Annotated in this window: 15 protein-coding genes and 2 pseudogenes; 13 read left to right on the top strand and 4 right to left on the bottom strand. The window is 43.9% G+C overall.

All coding sequences use genetic code 11. The annotated features are described in order from the left end of the window. Nucleotides 1–84 precede the first annotated feature (84 nt). Complete coding sequence (locus LN995_RS13975; RefSeq protein ID WP_229961699.1) at nucleotides 85–639, bottom strand: hypothetical protein; 555 nt, start codon at nucleotides 637–639, stop codon at nucleotides 85–87. A gap of 488 nt (nucleotides 640–1127) precedes the next feature. Beyond that, the gene (locus LN995_RS13980; protein ID WP_229961700.1) at nucleotides 1128–1982 is read right to left on the bottom strand and encodes a hypothetical protein; all 855 of its coding nucleotides are present in this window, start codon (nucleotides 1980–1982) and stop codon (nucleotides 1128–1130) included. A 211-nt stretch (nucleotides 1983–2193) separates the two neighbouring features. On the opposite strand from LN995_RS13980, the gene LN995_RS13985 reads away from it, so the two are divergent. The 4 genes from LN995_RS13985 to LN995_RS14000 all read left to right on the top strand — a co-directional run bounded on the left by LN995_RS13985 (nucleotide 2194) and on the right by LN995_RS14000 (nucleotide 4195). Beyond that, nucleotides 2194–2427 carry a DUF3861 domain-containing protein gene (locus tag LN995_RS13985; protein ID WP_229961701.1) on the top strand — a complete coding sequence of 78 codons (234 nt, stop codon included), beginning with the start codon at nucleotides 2194–2196 and terminating at the stop codon, nucleotides 2425–2427. Between the two features lie 51 nt (nucleotides 2428–2478). Then, entirely contained in the window at nucleotides 2479–2898 is a 420-nt protein-coding gene (locus tag LN995_RS13990) for an MBL fold metallo-hydrolase (RefSeq protein WP_229961702.1), read from the top strand. A gap of 24 nt (nucleotides 2899–2922) precedes the next feature. Beyond that, nucleotides 2923–3345 (top strand): MBL fold metallo-hydrolase, encoded by a 423-nt coding sequence (locus tag LN995_RS13995; protein ID WP_229961703.1) that lies wholly within the window; start codon nucleotides 2923–2925, stop codon nucleotides 3343–3345. A 217-nt stretch (nucleotides 3346–3562) separates the two neighbouring features. Next, complete coding sequence (locus LN995_RS14000) at nucleotides 3563–4195, top strand: O-methyltransferase (RefSeq protein WP_229961704.1); 633 nt, start codon at nucleotides 3563–3565, stop codon at nucleotides 4193–4195. Nucleotides 4196–4445: 250 nt separating this feature from the next. Here the strand turns inward: LN995_RS14000 and LN995_RS14005 are convergent. After that, nucleotides 4446–4631, bottom strand: a pseudogene (locus LN995_RS14005) (helix-turn-helix transcriptional regulator); the annotation flags it as partial. 762 nt (nucleotides 4632–5393) lie between these two features. Here LN995_RS14005 and LN995_RS14010 point away from each other — a divergent pair. The 5 genes from LN995_RS14010 (at nucleotide 5394) to LN995_RS14025 (ending at nucleotide 9997) form a co-directional block, all read left to right on the top strand. Further along, nucleotides 5394–5915, top strand: coding sequence for an NADPH-dependent FMN reductase (locus LN995_RS14010; RefSeq protein WP_229961706.1), 522 nt, complete (start codon nucleotides 5394–5396; stop codon nucleotides 5913–5915). A gap of 113 nt (nucleotides 5916–6028) precedes the next feature. Continuing rightward, nucleotides 6029–6319 (top strand): hypothetical protein, encoded by a 291-nt coding sequence (locus LN995_RS14015; RefSeq protein ID WP_229961707.1) that lies wholly within the window; start codon nucleotides 6029–6031, stop codon nucleotides 6317–6319. Nucleotides 6320–6610: 291 nt separating this feature from the next. Beyond that, on the top strand, nucleotides 6611–6739 hold the full coding sequence (locus LN995_RS21915) for a hypothetical protein (RefSeq protein ID WP_262910492.1): 129 nt from the start codon (nucleotides 6611–6613) through the stop codon (nucleotides 6737–6739). A gap of 71 nt (nucleotides 6740–6810) precedes the next feature. Continuing rightward, complete coding sequence (locus LN995_RS14020) at nucleotides 6811–7761, top strand: helix-turn-helix domain-containing protein (protein ID WP_229961708.1); 951 nt, start codon at nucleotides 6811–6813, stop codon at nucleotides 7759–7761. 262 nt (nucleotides 7762–8023) lie between these two features. Beyond that, nucleotides 8024–9997: a sialate O-acetylesterase gene (locus LN995_RS14025; protein ID WP_377470251.1), complete on the top strand. Its 1974-nt coding sequence runs from the start codon at nucleotides 8024–8026 to the stop codon at nucleotides 9995–9997. Nucleotides 9998–10657: 660 nt separating this feature from the next. On the opposite strand, the pseudogene LN995_RS14030 reads toward LN995_RS14025, so the two are convergent. Next, nucleotides 10658–10896, bottom strand: a pseudogene (locus LN995_RS14030) (transposase); the annotation flags it as partial. 209 nt (nucleotides 10897–11105) lie between these two features. Between LN995_RS14030 and galA the strand changes: the two are divergent. The 4 genes from galA to LN995_RS14050 all read left to right on the top strand — a co-directional run bounded on the left by galA (nucleotide 11106) and on the right by LN995_RS14050 (nucleotide 20369). Further along, nucleotides 11106–13982 (top strand): beta-galactosidase GalA, encoded by a 2877-nt coding sequence (galA, locus tag LN995_RS14035; RefSeq protein WP_229961710.1) that lies wholly within the window; start codon nucleotides 11106–11108, stop codon nucleotides 13980–13982. A 260-nt stretch (nucleotides 13983–14242) separates the two neighbouring features. Continuing rightward, the gene (locus tag LN995_RS14040) at nucleotides 14243–16162 is read left to right on the top strand and encodes a sialate O-acetylesterase (protein ID WP_229961711.1); all 1920 of its coding nucleotides are present in this window, start codon (nucleotides 14243–14245) and stop codon (nucleotides 16160–16162) included. A 185-nt stretch (nucleotides 16163–16347) separates the two neighbouring features. Next, nucleotides 16348–17553, top strand: coding sequence for a Pycsar system effector family protein (locus LN995_RS14045; RefSeq protein WP_229961712.1), 1206 nt, complete (start codon nucleotides 16348–16350; stop codon nucleotides 17551–17553). Between the two features lie 494 nt (nucleotides 17554–18047). Continuing rightward, the gene (locus LN995_RS14050) at nucleotides 18048–20369 is read left to right on the top strand and encodes a GAF domain-containing protein (protein WP_229961713.1); all 2322 of its coding nucleotides are present in this window, start codon (nucleotides 18048–18050) and stop codon (nucleotides 20367–20369) included. The last annotated feature ends 416 nt before the right edge of the window (nucleotides 20370–20785 follow it).

Here is a 20785-nt window from a genome sequence, read left to right on the forward strand (position 1 = left end):
TTTAAGAATTGTTTAAGTAAAAGCTAGGTTAACATATAGGTAATGAACTCAGTTGTATAAAAGCCAGGGTAGGCAAAAAACAGGTTATCTTCCTCTACCAAGTAGAAAACCTAGGTTTAGTCTTAGAAGGGGTGTTAATCCTTCATCTCCAAACTTATCCTTACCATATCCTGCTCCTGCCGTAACTGTTAAGTTCAGGCCACTATTGAAGTTCCTTTGCATCCCCCACACTGGCCCAACTCCATAGGAGGCCTCATTCCCTGATTCTTCATGCTCAATAAGGGAAGGTGTATTTCCATAAATGCTTAGAGCTATAAAGTTGCCGGAGTTGTCGGATACATTTTTTCCTGCTTTTGATCTTTTGTTTAAGTTATAATACCCTCGTGTCTGTAGCTCCAGGGAAGGCCATAGATAGGCATTATAGTCTCTCTCGTTATGATAGTCAAGGCCAAAGCTGATGTTAGGATTAATGTTGAAGGTAGAGGATTTTCCAAGCGCCTGCTCAAACTCCAAACCTAGGGTAAAAAAGTTTATCTTATAAAGCCTTTTAGTAACTGTAACCGGTAGGTCATTCTGTGCCTGTGCTACACAGCTCGTCATTAGTAGAACAACTATAGGAAGGAGTAGTCTTGCTTTCATAGTTACAACTGTTATGAAATGTTATGCTTGGTCTTCTCCATTGATCGCTGTATGAAGAAGATAAAAGGTCTTTTCTTCCAGATCCAGAAGCGCAACATAACTAAAATATTTTTAGGTTGACGAGCAAATAAATATCAAACCTTAATGCTGGTTCATGTGTCTGAAATAGGTTTTTCCTAATTCAGGTTATAGCCTGTTTCTTAAGAATTTACTACTTCACCCTTATACGTGGGAGATAAAAGAGACATTCGGTCAGGCTCTAATAGTAGCGAAGGTTTAACAACGCTTACATATGTAGAGAAGTGTACCTCCGAAGCATGTCACTAATGAGTGGAATGGTAACACCGCAGCCCATCCTGCCTAAGTTCAAATGCTAAATTCTATATGTACTTAATTGTATCCTGCTTCTAAATCGAATAATACCATGCAATTCTGAAGCCGGAATAGCATATTGGATACTAGGCTGACTTGTAGCGCACATCCAAGTATCAAGGGCAGGCAAAAAGGCAGACAAAGTCACCTTCTATGGCTTTACGAATGCCTCTATATAGTCCCCAAATAGCTCCCACAGCACCTCCAAGAATCATTACCGTTTCTGTTTGCCCGACTCTATAGAACTCTGCAGCAAAACGAACGGTGTTTTCGACCACAGCCACAACAACTGTAGCTACTATATTTACAACCTTTTTTAGAACATTGCCTAGCCATCCTTGAGTGCTAACTTCTCCATCAACGCTACTGCTTGTGGGATCTTCAAAGCAATTGAGATTATTGGTTACCAGACTAGATGCTTGGTGAAAATTATCATTAACTGCTATAAACGCTTTTGATAGCACGTTTTTTTGCTCAATATTCAGATTGGGGTCGTTAGATATTTTTGTTTTTAAAGGAGTAAGGTAGCTGTTTAAATAAGATAAATAAGTTGATGCGTTGTAGTTTGTTGTTGAAGATACAGATGCTATATATGCATTGGAAGCATTGATGATTGCGTTCCTGATTTGAGAGACATAAGCTGATACTAATGAACTGTAATTTGAAAGATAAACAATATTTGAGACCGAATAATAGTCAGATTGTATCTGATCAAAAGCAGATCCTCCTTGTTGCCCATACAGGGTTGTAGCCTTGTTTCTTTGGGATGACCTAAGAGTACTGGCGCTCACTGCTTCACAAGGATAACTCACTTCATCTGGCAAAATAGGATCCCAATGGGTGTATATCGGACACCCACCTGGAGGTATTGTATAAGTGATGGCTTTAGCGTTTGAAGGACACTCCTCTTTGATACTTGGAGCAGGCTGCTCCTGATCTTTGCCACAGGAATTGAATACGAACAACATCAATAAACAACATAATGTTATTACTGAACTTTAGGTTAGTTTCTTCATATAAAGAATTGTTATTACAGATTAAGTTTATCTTCGTTTTTAGTGAGATCAAAGCTTCTTACACCAACATAAGTTTTCTGTAGATAATCGATTTTATATTTTAGATAACCATTACTTAGTGCATTAACATACAAGAAAAAAGCTGCTCGTATCAAGGAGCAGTAGTATGTGTTGTTCTGGCATCAGTTATTCACTGAGATCCTTTGATCACGACGAAATATTCAGCATTGTTGACAGGATCAGGGAGAAAGACCCTTTCTGTGACAAAGAGCAAGCCACCGAGTTTGCCCTGGGCTTAAAAATATTCAGTGAGGTGATGATCAAAAACAGGAATCACCCTTTGTTTGAAGAGCTGAAACCAGCCTTTCAGAGCTTTATGAAGCGGCTAAAGAGCATGTAAGCAGAGGCCTCTACAACGAAGCAATAACAATCAAATATTTAAAACGGATTGATGAAGTCTAATATAGTAATACTTTTTATGCTGCTGTTCAGCCATATGGTAGCAGCACAGACCCAGCCCAAAAATGAAAAGATAGAAGCAAAAAAGCTATCAGAACATATCTATGTACTAACTGGTGAGGGTGGGAATGTTGGCGTAGCGGTAACCAGGCATGGCGTGTACATGATTGACGATAAGTTTGCTTACCTGTCAGACGAGATACTGGCTGCTGTTAAAAGGATTACGGACCAACCTGTTCGCTATCTGGTGAACACCCACTGGCATGGCGACCACACGGGCGGGAATGAAAATATAGCCAGAGAGGGTGCCGTTATTATAGCACACAACAACGTGTACGAGCGGATGAGTACCAAACAGTTTCGTAGCGGCGGAATAATTCAGGAGCCTTCACCCAATGGTGCCTTGCCATAAATAACTTTTTCAGATAATCTGGTTTTGCACCTCGACTCTACCCTGCAACTGATGGCGATGCACGTGCACAATGCCCACACGGATGGCGATGCCATGATACTGCACACGGGAGATGTCTTTTTCAATGGCAGGTACCCTTTTATTGATTTAAACTCTGGAGGTACGATAGACGGCACGATAAAAGCGGTGAATAGTGCCTTATTCATCGTCAACAAAGACACAAAGATCATTCCAGGCCACGGAGAAGTGGCTAACGGGGATGACTTGATGCGTTACCGTGACCTTTTGATGACCATCAGGGAGCGTGTCAAAAACGCCAAAGACAGCGGGAAAACCCTTGAGCAGGTACAAAGCATGGGCTTGACAAAAGAATGGGACAAGGCGCAGGGGCAGGGTAAGACAAAGCCAAGAGACATGGTTGAATCCGTATATAACAGCCTCGATTAGCCTAGCCTTTGATAACTAAGAAAGAACAGCCCACAGGGCTTTGTGCCTGATTGAAGATGTTCCACAAACGGTTCTTATAGTTCTAAATCCGATAGATGAAAAATAAAAAGCAAACGGTACTCATTGTTACTCTGGGCTTGCTGTTAGTTTTTTTAAAGAATGAAAGAAAAGAACAAAGTACATTGGTTAAGGTTAACTCATTATTGAAACAAGAAGCATGAATACAATAACAGACAACCAAGTAATAGAAACACTCCAAAAGCTTCATCAGGCAGCAAAGGATGATCATGTTTCCCGCTCTCAGCAAAAACAAAAGGCGGCAGAACAAGGGATAGCGTTTAACCGCTCATGGGCTACCGCTTATATGGCTGTAAGCCCTGAACAAGGTGATTTTCTTCACTTCTTGGTAACTGTTTCCAAGGCAAAGACAATTGTTGAGTTTGGCTGTTCTTTCGGAATCTCTACCATTTACCTGGCTGCCGCTGCACGCGATAACAAAGGTAGTGTTATAACAACTGATCTTGAACCCAATAAGGTGGCTGGTGCCCGTAAAAATATAGATGATGCAGGCCTTGGAGACACCGTAACCATATTGCAGGGTAATGCTACACAAACACTTTCTTCCGTTGACGGTTTCATTGACTTCCTGTTTTTGGATGGAGCAAAAGAACTGTATCTGCCAGTGCTCCAGATGCTTCAACCAAAACTAAGCAAGGGTGCCATTATTGTTGCTGATAACGCAGACCATGAGGGTGCCCGTTCTTTTGTTGAACACTTACTCCATGCTCAATCTGAGTACACTTCCGTACAGCTTTTTGAGAATCGTATGTTGGCTGCCTGTGTTAAATAGCTTGACCAACATTTGTTCAAGCCGGCGTACATATTGATTCCCTTTAAAAGTACTTGCTGTTGCATGAGTTTAAGCTATCCACATTGTTGTTGAATAGCTCAAAGCCTAATGGAAGATATTGTTCATTAGGTTCAATAGACAATAATCCACTTAGGGATATAAAGTGAATTCTGAAAATAATACTGGAAAGCTTCTTAATCACAATTTAGTTTGATTAGTGCTGTATAGTAGCATGTTTATGCTATAGAACTCACGCCATAATATACTGCTTTGGTGTTGTACCATACTTTTTGAATGCAGCTATAAAATGAGAAACGCTTTTATAACCTAGTTCTGCTGAAACATCATTTAGAGGAAATTTCTCCAGTAATATTTTTCTGGCTTTCTCCATTCGCAATTGTATTATATAATTATGAATGGTATTTTCATATAACTGCTTGAAGCTAGCTTCAACTTAAGCTCATTAAACGATACAATTCTATAAGGCTGCTTTATAGCTATAGAGTGTTCCAAGATATGCTTTGGCAGCTTTAAGCTTATACATCATTTCTTCAGGTACTTCAGAAAAGTTCTCCTTTGAAGAGTTAAGGATATGCATTAAAAGAAAAGCTCCCGTAATTTGCTCTCTGCATATATTCCTTTTAAATAACCTTCTTACTTATTATTTACTATATCGGTTAAGGTTAAAAATACATTGCTGTAGAGAGGAACCATGTTCCTACCAAAAGGCACATACAGCCCTTCTTGTACATTTTAATAAAATTGATCCCTTGTGACCCGTTTCTTGTTACTGGTAAGGAGTAAGGGGATTTTGTGCTATTAGTTTATACCAGTGTTTGTTCGGTTCAATGCAAAGGTCCGCTTTATAACCACTGGCTTTAACATCAATTCTCCTTAAAAAAGAACCAATTAATCTGAACGAACAGTTTTATGTGCATTTAGGATGTTAGTATAAGGGAATGTCCTAAAAGGCACTTTGGGGTATCCTTTGAATAGTAATGGGCTAGATGACAGAAGTTGTTCGTGAAGAAAAAAGCAGCAGGATATGTCTTCCGTGAAATTGGTCCTTTTTTCGGAAAAATGGGAATTGCGGTCCCCTCAGATCCAGGTTAATTTTGCATTCGAAAAGAGTAAAGTGCTTAACAGAGAATTCTTCTCGGGCATTCACTATAAAATAAACAAAGAATCAAATTAGCAGATGATCACAATTATTTCAGGCACAAACCGACCGGGCAGTAATGCGCTGCGGGTTGCAAAATACTATAGGAGAAGGTTTAAGGAGAAAGGCCAGGAAGCAAATTTGCTTCCTCTTACGGAGCTTCCGGCTTCCCTGATCGAGAGCGACCTCTACGGCAATAGGAGCGAGGAGTTTGCCCGCATACAGGAATTGGTGACTAAGACAGAAAAATTCCTTTTTGTCATACCCGAGTACAACGGCAGCTTTCCAGGTGTTTTAAAGGCTTTTATAGATGCTTGTGAGTTTCCGGCCAGTTTCTATGAGAAGAAGGCAGCACTGGTAGGCATCTCATCCGGCAGGCAGGGCAACCTGAGAGGGGTGGAACACTTTACGGGAATAGCCAATCATATGCACCTGCATGTCATGCCGCTGAAGATATACTTGTCAGGCATTGAGGCCGAGCTGGACGATAACAGCAACCTACACAAAGAGGGCACTGTAAAGTTCACGGATGAGCAGATAAATAAGTTCATCTCCTTCTAAAAATTCTACTGCCATATAAGCCTGCCTCAACAGGTAAGCACTTTAGCTGTTGAGGCAGATTGTAACAGGCTGATGGATTAAAGTAGAAAGTATTACCGTTAATTCTTTTTCCTATGTATGATGTTCGCAGTGTTATTCGTTTTGAATTGGCCCGGCTTATAAGTAGCCTCAAGGGCAAGGACCTCACCAAAATGCTGTTCAGTAGCTCCTTCAGTGAACTTGAACTTGGTATTGTTGATGTCATAGACCTGATGTATGAAGTAGAGAGGGAATATTTCATACATGTCCCTGACAAGTACCTGATCAATTCTCTGGAGGATGTTGTCAGTGTGATATGCGGCAATTCCTCTTCAGAAACCTTTCTCTATACAAGCAGTGCACCCGCAAAAGCCTTTTGGTATTAAGTGTTGGTGCCTCCCTGTTTACAGACAGTTTGCTATGCTACTAACAAAATGGGCAATGGACCCCATGCACTCAGAGGTGCATTCTAGAGTAAAGTACCTGGCATCTCCAAGCTAATCGGCTCATCCAGAAGTTTCAGCGGGGGCGCAACTTCCCCAAGCGATGGCTTTGAGGATGCGGAGGTATCTTTCGGTCTGCTGGCTATAAAAGGCATCACAAAGATAATTGAGCTGGATGTAGAGTTCGGCGGGTGGACAACGGATACAGGGGGTAACAAGAAAGCTAGCTTTGAGGTGAGCGGCAGTGTAAGCCAATGGGAGTTTGGGCTTACCTTCAACAACAGGTGGAATGGTGCTGAGCGAGGAGATAAAGCTTATAGCCATTATTCAGCTTTTCAAGGAAGCGACATCCCCATCACCTGATGCCTTTACCTGCTGAATCTTGCGCATTATCGTTATATTTAAAAATTGTTAAGCATACTAAAAGACGAGAAATGGCTGATTCCACTACACTCCCCTCTGATGTCGCACCTATGCTGGATATAAGCTCTACTATCCGGTACTATCTGTCGCAGAAGAAAAAAGCGCCGCAAACTTTTGGAATGAACAAGTACGAAAGTCTGGAGGATGGGAGAGACTTTGCTGTGTTGAGCAACGAGGGAGGGACGACTAGTGGGCCACCCGTCAAAACAGATCATTTTGCGCTAATTCTGTGCTTGAGGGGTAGCAGCACCAAAACAGTGGGGCAGTTTACCTTTGAGGTACAGCCCCAGACGGTCCATTTGGTGTCACCTGGCATCATCAACTCTTATGAAAACTCTACAAGCGATCTACTCCTTTACATGCTGCTTTTCAGGCGGGAGTTCCTTGATGAGAGTTTCATAAGTGGATCTATAGTGGACAACCTGCTGCTGATGAACCCGGACTACCCACCGGTTTATACTCTGGACACCTACAGCTTTGGTGCGATGAAGGCCTGCTTCGAGAAAATCAGCGATGAGTTCGACAGGGGAGGGGCTTTCCACCTGAACATCATTCGCCTGCAGATGCTGCAGCTGTTCTATGAGATGAACAGGGCCTGTGAAGCCTGCCTGTTGGGCTTTAGCAAGCACATGAACAGGCAGTATCAACTGACCCATGGCTTTAAGATGCTGATAGAAGAGAATTTCCTGACAAAGCGGACAGTGAATGAGTATGCCGACTTGTTGAACATCTCAGCCAAGCACCTGAGTGAATCGGTAAAGCGGGAGACAGGGGAGAGCGCCCTGGAGATCATCCACCGGAGGCTGCTACGGGAGGCGCAGTACCTTCTTTCCTATTCCTCCTGGAGCATAAAAGAGGTTGCCGAACACCTGCAGTTCGACACTGCCTCGCACTTTAGCCGCTTCTTTAAACAAAAGACAGGCCTCAACCCAAGTCAGTACAGTGCTGCTGCCGTATTTTAGGTGAGACAAGGCATGCTCAAACAAAGAACATCCTGACGGCCTCTGTTGCTGCTTCTTTCAGTAAATTTGTTTTTGTCTTTATCCAGCATCAGATAGTATTTTCAATACAATTTTGCATTTACAATTTTTTTGAACAATATACGAGATGTATTTCTTTGCTTTAGACTGTTTGATAAACATGAAAGGAATGAAGGCATTATTGTAGCGTGAAGTAATAGCCTTGCTTCCTCATTATTATCTGTTACACCACGTTGTTTTTATTATGTATTACAATCTGATCAGAATTAAAAAAACAAAAATCGTTGCACTCCTGGTCCTCTGTCTTTTCCAACTGACATCTTTTAAGGCTTTTGCCCAGGTAAAGTTACCGGAGCTTGTAAGTGATGGCATGATACTGCAAAGAAACGCCAAAACGAAAGTTTGGGGATGGGCTAGTCCCGGGGAAAAGGTCACGGTAAATTTTAACAGAAAGACTTACAGGGCCACTACCGATGCAAATGGGAAGTGGGCGATAACACTTGCTCCGATGAAAGCTGGTGGTCCTTATACCATGGACATCAAAGCCAGCAACCAGATCACCATTAAGGATATCTTGTTAGGAGATGTTTATTTAGCTTCCGGACAATCGAATATGGTGCATCAAATGTCACTGCATAGTATTACATATGCTGATGATATTGCCACTGCTAACTACCCGCAGATAAGGCATTTCTGGATTCCTACAACTACCAACCTGGAAGGCCCTGCCACCGATTTGCCTCAGTCATCGTGGAAATCAGCTAATCCGGAGGATGTAAATAATTTCTCCGCCGTTGCTTATTTCTTTGCCCGAAAGCTTTACAACCAATATAAAATTCCGATTGGCCTGATCAATGCCAGTGTAGGCGGCACCCCCATTGAGGCTTGGATGAGTGAAGAAGGCCTGAAGGATTTCTCCTCTACACTCGCGACTGTTAACAGAAACAGAGACACCAGTTACGTTAATTCTATCAAGCGGCGTGCGATAGCTGCCGCCAATGCAAACAGGCAAAAAGCAGAGCAGGATAAGGGACTGACAGATGCGGTGAAATGGTACGAAACCGCTTATGAGTCCAAGGGCTGGCGAAACATCAACATTCCTGGTTATTGGGAAGACCAGGGTATCAAAAACCTGAATGGCGCTGTCTGGTACCGCCGCGAAATAGATGTACCGGCATCCATGACCGGTGTACCGGCAAAAGTACATTTAGGCCGCATTGTAGACGCGGATGTTTTATACATTAATGGGGAGCAGGTGGGCAGCACAGGCTACCAATACCCGCAGCGAAGGTACAGTCTGCCTGCCGGCACTTTAAAACCTGGGAAAAACCTTTTTGTGGTAAGAGTGCAAAACCATGGCGGTAAAGGCGGATTTGTCCCGGACAAACCTTATTACATAGAAGCGAATAATCAAACCCTTGACCTGAAAGGCTACTGGCAATATAAAGTAGGCGAAGTCTATCGCCCGGTTAGTGGCAACGGAAACAGTGGTGGCTTCAATGCGCAAAACCAACCCACTGCTTTATATAATGCCATGGTGGCTCCGGCTACGGACTACACGCTGAAAGGAATTTTGTGGTACCAGGGGGAAAGTAACGCCGGTAACCCGACGGAATATAAAAAGCTGTTACCAGCTTTAATAAGCGACTGGCGGGATAAATGGCAGCAAGGTAGTCTCCCGTTCCTTTATGTGCAGCTTCCGAATTTTATGGAAGTGAATTACCTGCCTTCTGAAAGCAACTGGGCCCTGATGCGAGAGGCTGCCCTGGAAAGTCTATCGGTGCCTAACACTGCCATGGCCGTGACCATTGACTTGGGGGAGTGGAACGATATTCATCCAGATAATAAAAAAGATGTAGGGGAACGGTTAGCACTGGCTGCTCAAAAGCTTATTTACGGAGAAAAGAACCTAGTTTCGTCCGGTCCACTTTTTCAATCCGCTAAAATCGAGGATGATAAAATTGTTCTGAGTTTTACTGATACCGGTAGCGGGTTAACCTCCATTGATGGGGAAGAGCTGAGCTGGTTTGCCATAGCCGGAGCCGATAAAAGCTTTGTTTGGGCCAAAGCCAGAATCGAAGGAAATAAGGTGGTGGTGTGGAGCGATGAAGTTTCAGAACCAAGATATGTCCGCTATGCCTGGGCCGATAACCCTGATGGAGCCAATTTATATAACAAAGAAGGTTTGCCGGCTTCTCCATTCCGGACTGATGATTAGTACACCTCATTTGAATCAATCCACCATCGTGAAAAAACAATTTACCTTCTGTTTGCCCTGGCAATGTCTTCAGCTTTTGCCAGCAGGCTATAACCGGGGCAACATCTAGTACTAGTAGTACCCGCCGTAGTTAGTTATACTACCGAATAGGATCATCAGCACTTGGTATATAGGCATTATGTGTTTGGGACAGTAGTGATGAAAAAGCATCAAACCTTGTAAACAACGGCTAAGCGTTGGCTAGTCCTTATCTGAACCTGCTGCAGGTATTTAACAATAAGCGAAGTAGCATGGGGATAGAATAAAAAGTGTGACTTAGGTTATTTTCTTTGTTTTAAAAGGATAGAGAGGACGAAACGCTACAGCGTAAGCGCAACGTCTTCTCCCTTCAGGGACTGCCCCACCAGAATGTTGGGCACTGGCAACTATAATTACACACTACAGTTAAGCAGTGGAATTTCCTGTGAGTCGAAGAGCTGGTCTGCCACAAAGTCCATCGATCAACAATCATAGGTAGTAGAGAGTTCTGGGCGGGCGGCACCTTAGAGCGGTAATACCAGCCTGAGCGGTGAAGCTGCACTACCTTACAGGCCCTTGTGATGGAAACGCGGTAATCCTAGGCCAACCCTGAAGCCAGCCTAGCTAAAGGGACTGGCTTCAAAGCTTCTTTCGCAATACATCCTGCAGCATTTGTGTGTCCAAACTCAGGTCCGCCACCATTGCTTTAACTGCCGGTGCTTATGAGTTCGGATACTCCTAAACCTCCATATTTTTTCTTCCTTTGTAGAAGGTGACCTCCGAAATAATCATCTTGCGGCACACTTCTGCGACAGCCCCCCTGTCTCTTACTGCTTGATGGCGAAGATGATTTGCGCCTCGGTAAGTTTTGTCTTTTTCATGTCAATTCGTTTTGTTTAAGTACGACGAATCGCCCGTTTCTTCTATTTTACAATGGTCTGGTTTTTCGGGGGGAGGTCTCAAGCATTGTATAGTTTTGAAAGCAAAATACTGTAGCAAATCCGAAGTGCTCAATTCTCTTTTGAATAAATAAAATTGCTGCTTAGCTCCGAAGCTTTAACTTTACTCTTTATATCATTAAGCTTCATTTATGTTTGGTCTAAAGAAACACCTGTTGATCTGTTTATTGTTACTTGTTAACTGTGCTTTTGCACAGGTAAGAACCGACAGCAACCGGCAACGGCTCTTAATGGATTTTGGCTGGCGTTTTGCTTTCGGGCATCCTTCCGATACTGAAAAGGATTTTAATAATGGCACAAGTTATTTTTCATATCTGGCTAAAGCCGGATATGGTGACGGAGCTGCGGATCCGAACTTCGACGACAGAGCTTGGCGAAAGCTGGATCTCCCGCACGATTGGGCGGTTGAACAGGGCTTTAGCAGCCAGGCAAGTTTCAGCCATGGGTTCAAAGCTATAGGCCGTAACTTCCCAGATAAAAGCGTGGGCTGGTACCGCAAGTCCTTTGACATTCCCCTTTCAGACTTAGGCCGTAAGCTTTCAGTAGAATTTGACGGAGTTTTTCGTGATGCTATGGTTTGGGTAAATGGCCATTATGTGGGTACTGAGCCAAGCGGCTACAACAGCTTCCAATATGATATTACCGATTACCTTAATTACGGGGGAAATAATGTTATTGCCGTTAGGGTTGATGCCACCATGGAGGAAGGTTGGTTCTATGAAGGTGCGGGCATTTACCGGCACGTGTGGCTTTCGAAGACAAACCCTTTGCACGTAGCTCCCAACGGTACATTTGTGACCTCCGAGCTTAGCAGCAACACCGCGAAGATAACCGCAAGAGCAAACATTATTAATGAGGACAAGGCAGCGAAAGCCTTTTCGCTTGTGCAAACCATTGTAGATGCCAATGGTAAGACAGTAGCCAGCAAAAGAAAGGACAACCTAAAACTGTCGCCATTCGAAACTCAGGAGATTGAAATGGAGCTTCCTGTTGCCAACGCTAAGCTTTGGGATATTGAGTGTCCCAATCTATATAAGCTAGTGACTACCGTTCTGGCTAATAACAAGGAGGAGGACCAGTATGAAACCGCCTTTGGCATCAGGACAATCAGGTTTGATGCCAAAGAAGGCTTCTTCCTGAATGGGAAGCACGTGAAGTTGAAAGGCACCAACAACCACCAGGACCACGCTGGTGTAGGTACGGCCATGCCCGATGAGCTTCAGTACTGGCGCATCAGAAAATTGAAGGAAATGGGCTCCAACGCCTATCGCTGCTCACACCATCCTCCCACTCCTGAATTGCTGGAGGCCTGCGACCGCCTGGGAATGCTGGTGATAGACGAGAACCGCTTAATGGGCACCTCGGAACAGAGGCTGGAGGACCTTAAAAGAATGATTATTAGGGACAGGAACCATCCCAGCATTATCAGCTGGTCGATAGGCAACGAAGAGTGGGCCATTGAAAACAGTGTTACCGGCGCCCGAATAGCCAGCACTATGCAGACATATGCCAAAAGCCTGGATACCACGCGGGCCATAAACGCTGGTATCAGCGGTGGCTTCAAAAGTGGTATTTCCGACGTTATTGAGGTGATGGGGTACAACTACATGGGCAACGGCGACATAGAGGCACACCATAACCAGTTTCCTGACCAGCCAGCTATGGGCACAGAAGAGGGCTCTACCTTTGCCACCAGAGGTGTGTATGTAACAGATCCGCAGAAACATTATATAGCAGCTTATGATAAGAAGCCCCGCCCTTCCTTTTACTCTATAGAAGAAGGCTGGACTTTCTACGCCAACCGCCCCTGGCTGGCAGGTATGTTTATATGGACTGGTTTCGATTACAGGGGCGAGGCCACTCCGCACACATGGCCATCGGTAACATCTTATTTCGGGATGATGGATTTGTGCGGCTTCCCGAAAGACAATGTATACTACCTTAAGTCCTGGTGGTCGGACCAGCCGACGCTGCACCTGCTGCCGCACTGGAACTGGCAAGGGCAGGAGGGGAAAGAAATAGATGTATGGGCCTACAGCAACTGCGATGAGGTGGAGTTGTTCCTGAACAGAAAGAGCCTGGGCAGGCAGCAAATGAAGCCTAACTCACACCTGGAGTGGAAAGTGAAATATGCACCAGGTACGCTGGAAGCCGTAGGATATAAGAACGGGAAGAAGGCACTTTCTGAAGTGGTGAAAACTACAGGGGAGGCTGCAGCTGTTAAACTGGATGCTCACAAAACCTCACTTCAGGCAGATGGAGAAGATATTACTGTTATAACAGTTTCTGTTGCCGATAAGCAAAAGCTAAAAGTGCCTACCGCTGGTAATGAAATAACCTTCCAACTCAGCGGGCCTGGAAAGATCATTGGTGTCGGAAACGGAGATCCTACTTCTTTAGAGAAAGAGAAATTTGTGGAGGAAATACAAACTGTTGGTATAGTTGATCTAAAGGAGAAGCCACTGCAAGAGATGCATGAGGGCCTCGATGCTATATCTGAGACAGATGCCAGCACGTGGAAGAAAGCCTTTGAAAACAGAGACTATAAAAACCTGGCACCAGCATACCTTTACAGCGGTAACTTTGAGCTGCCCGAAGACTTTTCCGGCGCTGAAATTACTTTCTTTTATAAAAGCATCGGTAAAGAGCAGTCTATCTACATCAACGGTATAGAGATAGGGGAGAACCTGAAAGAAAGTGTAGACGGAAATGCTTTTAAACTTGACCAAGCTATGTTGAAACCAGGGAGGAATAGGATTGATATAGTGGCGACGCCTATTCCCAAAAAACATGAATGGGATAACGTAAATACTAGCCCTGGGACAGTACAGATAGTCACTCCAGCAGCCCCTTGGAAAAGGAAGCTGTTTAACGGATTGGCCCAGATTATCATCCAGGCAACGAAAGAGGCCGGGGAAATAACGTTAACAGCAACTGCAAAAGATTTAAAGCCAGCAGTTCTGAAGCTTAAGTCCTCTGCAACGGCTACAAGGCCTTCCGTTGATTAAATATCACAGATTAAAGAGCTAATCTTTGTCGCTTTTGCTGTTTAATCTGCGATATTTCAGCTGCCCATGCACGTGAATGTAATAACCCACTTTGGTCTAAAGTGGAAGTAGGGTAAGCAATGTTAAGCAGGGATACTGTATTATATGAAGACATGTATCTAATATGTGCTGCTCTATTATCTATAATTGATAAAATGAAAAACATAAAGTTAAAAACAAGGCGATACTTATACCGTCTCTCATTCATTAGAATAGCTCTTATGCTTATTCTAGTTGCTTCCCATTCTATGGTTTATGGGCAAGTGAATTTACCAAAGGTATTTAGTGATAGTATGGTGCTACAAAGAGGGGTAGACATTCCTGTTTGGGGAACCTCTAACCCTGGAAATCAGGTTACAGTGGAGCTAGAAGGGAACCGTGTGAAAACAGTTGCCGGCCAGGACGGAAAGTGGATACTGCATATGCCATCCATGCAGGCGGGAGGCCCCTACGCCATGCGGGTATATGAGGGAAGCCAGCCTCAGCTGGTTAACGAGTTCAAGAATGTGCTTATAGGTGATGTATGGCTGGCATCAGGCCAGTCGAACATGGAGTGGCAGGTAGAGCAGGCAATGAACGCGGAAAAGGAAATAAAGAACGCTCATTATCCAGACATCCGTTATTTCAATGTACCCCATGATAAAAATATTCATGCCCAAAGTGATGTCCTTGGCGGTTCCTGGGAGGTTATAGACTCGGCCAGTGTGAAAACAGCCTCGGCAGTGGCCTATTTTTTTGCAAGGCAACTGCACATTGAGTTGGATGTGCCGATTGGAATACTCCAAGCCACCTGGGGCGGCACACCTGTTGAGGCATGGACCAGCCGTGAGCAGCTACTTTCATCATCCATCACGCATGATAGAATCCTTCGGAACGATTTAATTACTGCGAATCATTTTGTAAAGGATAGCTTAAATCTGGTGCGCTTCTGGGAGATTGTCTACAACTCGCAGAACAAGACAGATAAAATCATTCCGAAGAGAGGGTTTGACGATTCGAAATGGGCTGAGCTTACCATGCCCGTTACCCTAAAAGACATGGATATGCCGTCCTACCAGGGCTTGGTGTGGATGCGGAAAGCTGTAAGTATACCATCTAGTATGGGAGGTAAGGAATTGAGCATCGACCTCGGCCATCCAGAGATGAACTATACCTTATACTTCAACGGCAAGGAGATTGCTAAAAACGTATGGAACGCTGAGCCGATACATCATTACAGTATACCTGCCAAATTAGTGAAAAAAGGGAAGAATGTTATCGCCGTTCGTATAGCTTTTCTGTGGGGCGGTGGTGGCTTCAATCCACCTGCCGAGGAGATGTACATAACCGATGGCAACTCTAGGGTGAGCCTGGCCGGCTCGTGGAAATACCAGAAAGATCTGGAACCGGCTATCCCAATGATAAACAATTACCACAGATACCCTACCTATCTTTACAACGCCATGATTAACCCGATTGTGCCCTATGGGATCAAGGGGTTCATCTGGTATCAGGGCGAGGATAATGTAGCTGCCGCCCACGACTACCGCGCTTTGTTCCCTATGCTAATTAGTGACTGGAGAATCAGGTGGAGACAGGGCTATCTGCCTTTTTTGTACGTACAGCTTGCCAACTATATGGAATCGAAGTCTGAACCTTCCGAAAGCGATTGGGCGGTGCTCCGCGAGGCTCAGACGATGACACTTGCTCAGCCAAACACCGGAATGGCCAGTATTATTGACATTGGGGAAGCAGATAATATTCATCCGAAAAACAAGCAGGAGGTAGGCAGAAGACTTGCCTTGCTGGCTGAGAAACTGGTTTACGATAAGTCTGTGCAGGCATATGGCCCTTTATTCCAAAGCTATGAGATAGAAGGAAATAAGATAAAAATTAAATTCTCTGAGACGGGCTCGGGGCTGGCCGTAAGAGGCAGTGGCCAGCTGAAAGGCTTTGCTGTTGCTGGCAAGGACCAACGGTTCTATTGGGCAGATGCTGTGATTAACGGAAATAGCGTGGTGATTAGCTCCGGGAAAGTAAAGAACCCTGTTGCGGTGCGGTATGCCTGGGCTGATAACCCTAACTCAAATCTGATTAACAAGGAAGGGCTGCCAGCTGTTCCTTTCCGAACGGATAGTTGGGACACAGCCGGGAAAGAATAAAATCTCTGGTTTTGGTCATAAGCACCCACCGATCTGATAAGCTGTGAATACGTATCAGGAGATCAGCAGTAAGCTGAACAGGCCTTAAGTTTAAAAACGAAGGTGAATACGACCTGGCTAAACTGGTTTAAATGTAATATAACCTTATTAAAGGGCTTCTAAGGATTCATTACCTTTCTACAATCATGAACTATTCAGTACTATTACAAGATGCGGAATCCTTTATAAAATCCTATATAAAGGCTCACTCTAATCCTTTGTTGGTTTATCATAACTTGGAACATACTGAGCAGGTAGTAGCTATCGCTGGTAAAATAGCCAACTACTACCAGTTAGCTGATGATGAACGTTTCTCGCTGATAACAGCAGCCTGGTTTCATGATATAGGTTATATGGATGATTTTCAAAATCACGAACAGGCAGGGGCGCAGCGAGCTGCCGCTTATTTAGCGGATAAAGGTTTGGATGAAAAAGCTATAGAGGCTATACAAAACTGTATACTTGCAACAGCACTGTGGCGGGAGCCAACGAACATGGTGGAGCAAATAATAAAAGACGCAGATTTGTTTCACTTCGGGACAGATGATTTTAAGAAGCGAAGCCGGCTGCTTCGGGAAGAGGTGGAAGCGCTGAATCATATAAGCATTAGTAAAGAAGAGTGGCGTGAATCTACCATCGCTTTGCTGGAAGCCCACCACTATTACACAGGCTATTGCCAAGAACTGCTTAATGAAAAGAAGCTGCAAAACCTGAACGAGCTTCGGATGAAGGCGGCACCAAGGGTTGCGGACCCGATACAGGACCTCCTCCAAAAAAAAGAGATAGAGAAAGGAAAGGGTAAAGGGAAAAAAGCAAAGAAAGAAAGGCCCGATAGAGGCGTTGAAACAATGTTTCGGGTCACCTCCAACAACAGTCAACGCTTGAGTGATCAGGCAGATACCAAAGCCAATATATTAATAACGGTAAATTCCATTATTGTATCTGTGCTGCTTAGTACAGTAGTTAGGGAGATAGAGCAAAATGAATACCTGACAATTCCCTCTATTATGCTGTTGATAGTTTGCCTCACGACCATCGTGTTTTCAATTCTTGCCACCAGACCGCACGTGCCACAAGGTACTTTTTCTCAGCGTGAGGTAGACGAGAAAAAGGTAAACCTTTTATTTTTTGGCAACTTTTACCGTATGCCCTTCGATAAATATGCTCAAGGTATGTCGCAGATGATGGATGACAGAGATTTTCTCTACCTCGGCCTGATGCGGGATGTCTTTAGCCAAGGAGTGGTATTAGGAAAAAAGTACCGCATGCTTAAAATAGCCTACAATGTGTTTATGTTTGGGTTGATTCTATCAGTTGTAGCCTTCTTTGTTGCCTCTAAATATTATGCTTAGCCATATATTAACCTAAACACCTAACAAGGTTAATTTTTTTTGAAAGGTGCTGCGTTGGTTAGTCCTGGAATTGCAGGAAAACTGAAGACATTACCTGTTGCTAAACCCCTCGTCTCCTGAAATTAAGCTACTGCTGAACTATTACCTGAAAAGGAGATTTTAGAAATGGTGAATCTATAGCTAAAGGACGATATACAGGCAGTTCAGGTAGACCGAGCTTGACATAATATCAAAAAAAGAAGGAAGAAGCGAAAGTACATTCGCAACTGGCTAATGATAAATGGTATTGTAGAAAAGGCTGTATAGAACCAAATAAAACACTTAGACACACAGTAAAGTTGCTTGAGTAGTGTCAGGAAACGTACTTTGTCTGGTGGAACAGAAGTCAAGTATAGTGGCTTAGACTAGGCATTAATACTAGCCTATTCTGTAGCAGCATGCTTTCCCGATAACAAGTGAAGATTGGTTGTTTTATCTTATAGATTTAAAACCTGATGCAAAAGAGACTCATGCCTATAGAGGGGGGATATTTATCAAATTCTCCTTTTCAGATAAAACTTTGTTTTGAACAGATAATCTCTAAGCTTGAACAGGCAGCAGCAGAGCCTGAGAATCAGGTGTCGGAAAAGGAACTTGCCTTGTTGCGTGATGTTTCACCGTTTCCAGAACTTAGGTATGGTTTGGAGGACTTTTCACAGATTGAGCAACATGCTGATTTAATTAACGGGTTACTGGCTGATTATTTCCCCTCAGAACTTTCGCGGAATGAGATTAAGGCAGTCTCCATTCCTTATACTAATATAATTTTTAACAGAACGGAACGCTTCAGTAACATTTTTGAGGCGGCAGGCCCAGACTTTCAGTTTAACATCAGGGATTTTGATGAACATCAGTTCTACGTGATGAGTTGCTGCCTGATTCTGAACCAATACTACGGTACACAGCTTGACTTCACAAAGCCCCTTTTTTACGACATACCTACCGCTGATGGTATCACCAAGCATTATCGCATACTTTACAATGCAGATTTTCTGGAGATACTGCCCACTGAAAAAAGCATTGCACTGACACAGGAGGACATTAACCTGTTGATGAACAGTTATGGGAATCTGGAGTTGTGGAAAGAGAAGTTTCCCAGGGAAAGCTGGATACTACAAGGATTTGCGCTCATGTCTCTATACGATGCAACGGTTGAAAACGCCGTTTCTATCTTGAAAGAGAAGCTCCTACAGGTTAAAACTTCAGGCCTGCAGCAAAGCATGGAAACTATCTTCCGTTCTATTTACCGCAATGCCGGGATACGGGTTGGCTATACAGCCTATAACGAAGAAGAAAGCAGCTTCAGTAATGATGTGTACGGACGGCAAATGCAAAGCTTTATACTGCCAAATGATGGGGTGGCAGATGTAAGGGAGGCACTGTGTGTTGGTTCGTACCATCTTATAGTAGAGGAGAAAACATATTTTGCCGTTTCTGATACGGCTGAGTTTCTCAAGCAGAACCCTTTAAGTCAGCTAGGGAAGCGTTTTCTGGCTCAGGGCATCCAAAGCTTTATCTTGGCTCCAGTTGTCAGGAATCAACAACTGCTTGGGGTTCTGGAGGTTGTCTCTACAAGGCCGAGAGAGCTCAATAGTATCAACGCCAACAAGCTGGAGGTGGTAATGCCCTACTTGACAGACACGATCGAGCGTCGTGTAGCTGAGCTGCAGGACCAGGTACAGGCGGTAATCTATGATAGATATACCGCTATTCACCCCAGTGTTCACTGGATGTTTCGGGCAGAGGCGCAAAAGCTTATCTCTAACCGTTTGTTGGGGAGAGATTACACGCCGCAAGAGATCGTGCTGCCTGAGGTGTATCCCTTATACGGGCAGGTGGATATTAAAGGATCGTCTGAGATACGGAGCCAGTGTGTTCAACAAGACCTGCAGAACCAGTTAAAGGCACTTCAGTCTCTTATAGAAGGGTTAGTGGAATACGATATATATGGAGCATTTCTGGAAGAGATGCCACAGTTAAAGGGGCTTCTGGAGGAACTTTCCCTTCCCTTTAAATCGGGTACGGAGCAGCTGATTAACGAATACCTTAACACACATATCCATCCACGGTTAAAGCAGATTTCAAAGCAGAGTAATCTTACTGCCATCCAGAACTATTTCAGCCAAACCGAGAAAGAGCAGGGGGAGTTCCACTTCTATCGGAGAAGGTACCAATCTACCATTTCTTTGATAAATCAAAAACTATCAGAAATCATAGATGCCAGGCAATCCGAGGCACAGGCCATATTTCCGCATTACTACGAGCGCTTCAAGACGGATGGAGTGGAGCATGACCTGTACGTTGGCTCCTCCGTGTCACCTAAGCAGAGATTCAGCAGCAGAATGTTGCAAAGGCTGCGTCTGTGGCAGCTCCAGGTGCTCTGTGAGATGGAAGTCGCTCATCATCATGCAAAGCCGGAGCTTCCGTATCCTTTGGAAGTGACTACGCTGGTAATGGTATACTCTACACCGATCACCTTGCGCTTTCGAATGGATGAAAGGCGTTTTGATGTTGACGGCAGCTACAGTGCCCAGTTTGAGATTGTGAAGAAACGGGTGGATAAGGCTCATGTTAAAGGAAAGACTAAACGCATCACTGAGGTGGGAAAGCTGACGGTTGTGTATTCAAGTGAAGCAGAGGGAGAGGAGTACCTGGGCTTGATAAACCAGTTGCAGAAGAAAGGTACACTTGGAAAGGAGATCAAGCAGTTTGAGGTGGAGGAGTTACCAGGTGCAATTGGACTCAAAGCCTTTCAGATTGACATAAGCCATGCTTAATTGAGCATAGTTACTATTTGGGTAAACAATTACTTTTATAACTAGAGGAAGTGTTAGCGACAGATAACAAAAGTTAGCTTGCTATAATCTCTATTGAGTTTGCTTTCAGCAGCAAATTGCAGTGGTTAGAGATTGTCTCCTCTACTGATAATTTACAGAAGCTTACAAACGAGATATTTAGATAGTAAGGTAAAAGGGGATTCTGATGATGTAGCTAAGATCTCAAAAGAAGGGAAGCATTATGCTTATTATCCTGATCAGCTACTGTCTCAAATAACAGTGTTGCGGATGACAGCAATGACTGGAGATAATACCTTTTCCTGATCCTGTTTTTGAATTATTCTTTAAAATCTTTGCAAAGACAAAAAGCTATATTTATAATTGCAACGATATTGCATATATTAGTTGTCACAGAG

Origin of the sequence: Pontibacter silvestris, from assembly GCF_020907275.1 — a bacterium.
Lineage (GTDB): Bacteria > Bacteroidota > Bacteroidia > Cytophagales > Hymenobacteraceae > Pontibacter > Pontibacter silvestris.

Coding starts and splice junctions, on each gene's coding strand:
- LN995_RS13975 (WP_229961699.1), bottom strand. CDS start 639: ATGAAAGCAAGACTACTCCTTCCTATAGTTGTTCTACTAATGACGAGC.
- LN995_RS13985 (WP_229961701.1), top strand. CDS start 2,194: ATGTGTTGTTCTGGCATCAGTTATTCACTGAGATCCTTTGATCACGAC.
- LN995_RS13990 (WP_229961702.1), top strand. CDS start 2,479: ATGAAGTCTAATATAGTAATACTTTTTATGCTGCTGTTCAGCCATATG.
- LN995_RS14000 (WP_229961704.1), top strand. CDS start 3,563: ATGAATACAATAACAGACAACCAAGTAATAGAAACACTCCAAAAGCTT.
- LN995_RS14010 (WP_229961706.1), top strand. CDS start 5,394: ATGATCACAATTATTTCAGGCACAAACCGACCGGGCAGTAATGCGCTG.
- LN995_RS14015 (WP_229961707.1), top strand. CDS start 6,029: ATGTATGATGTTCGCAGTGTTATTCGTTTTGAATTGGCCCGGCTTATA.
- LN995_RS14020 (WP_229961708.1), top strand. CDS start 6,811: ATGGCTGATTCCACTACACTCCCCTCTGATGTCGCACCTATGCTGGAT.
- LN995_RS14025 (WP_377470251.1), top strand. CDS start 8,024: ATGTATTACAATCTGATCAGAATTAAAAAAACAAAAATCGTTGCACTC.
- galA (WP_229961710.1), top strand. CDS start 11,106: ATGTTTGGTCTAAAGAAACACCTGTTGATCTGTTTATTGTTACTTGTT.
- LN995_RS14040 (WP_229961711.1), top strand. CDS start 14,243: ATGCTTATTCTAGTTGCTTCCCATTCTATGGTTTATGGGCAAGTGAAT.
- LN995_RS14045 (WP_229961712.1), top strand. CDS start 16,348: ATGAACTATTCAGTACTATTACAAGATGCGGAATCCTTTATAAAATCC.
- LN995_RS14050 (WP_229961713.1), top strand. CDS start 18,048: ATGCAAAAGAGACTCATGCCTATAGAGGGGGGATATTTATCAAATTCT.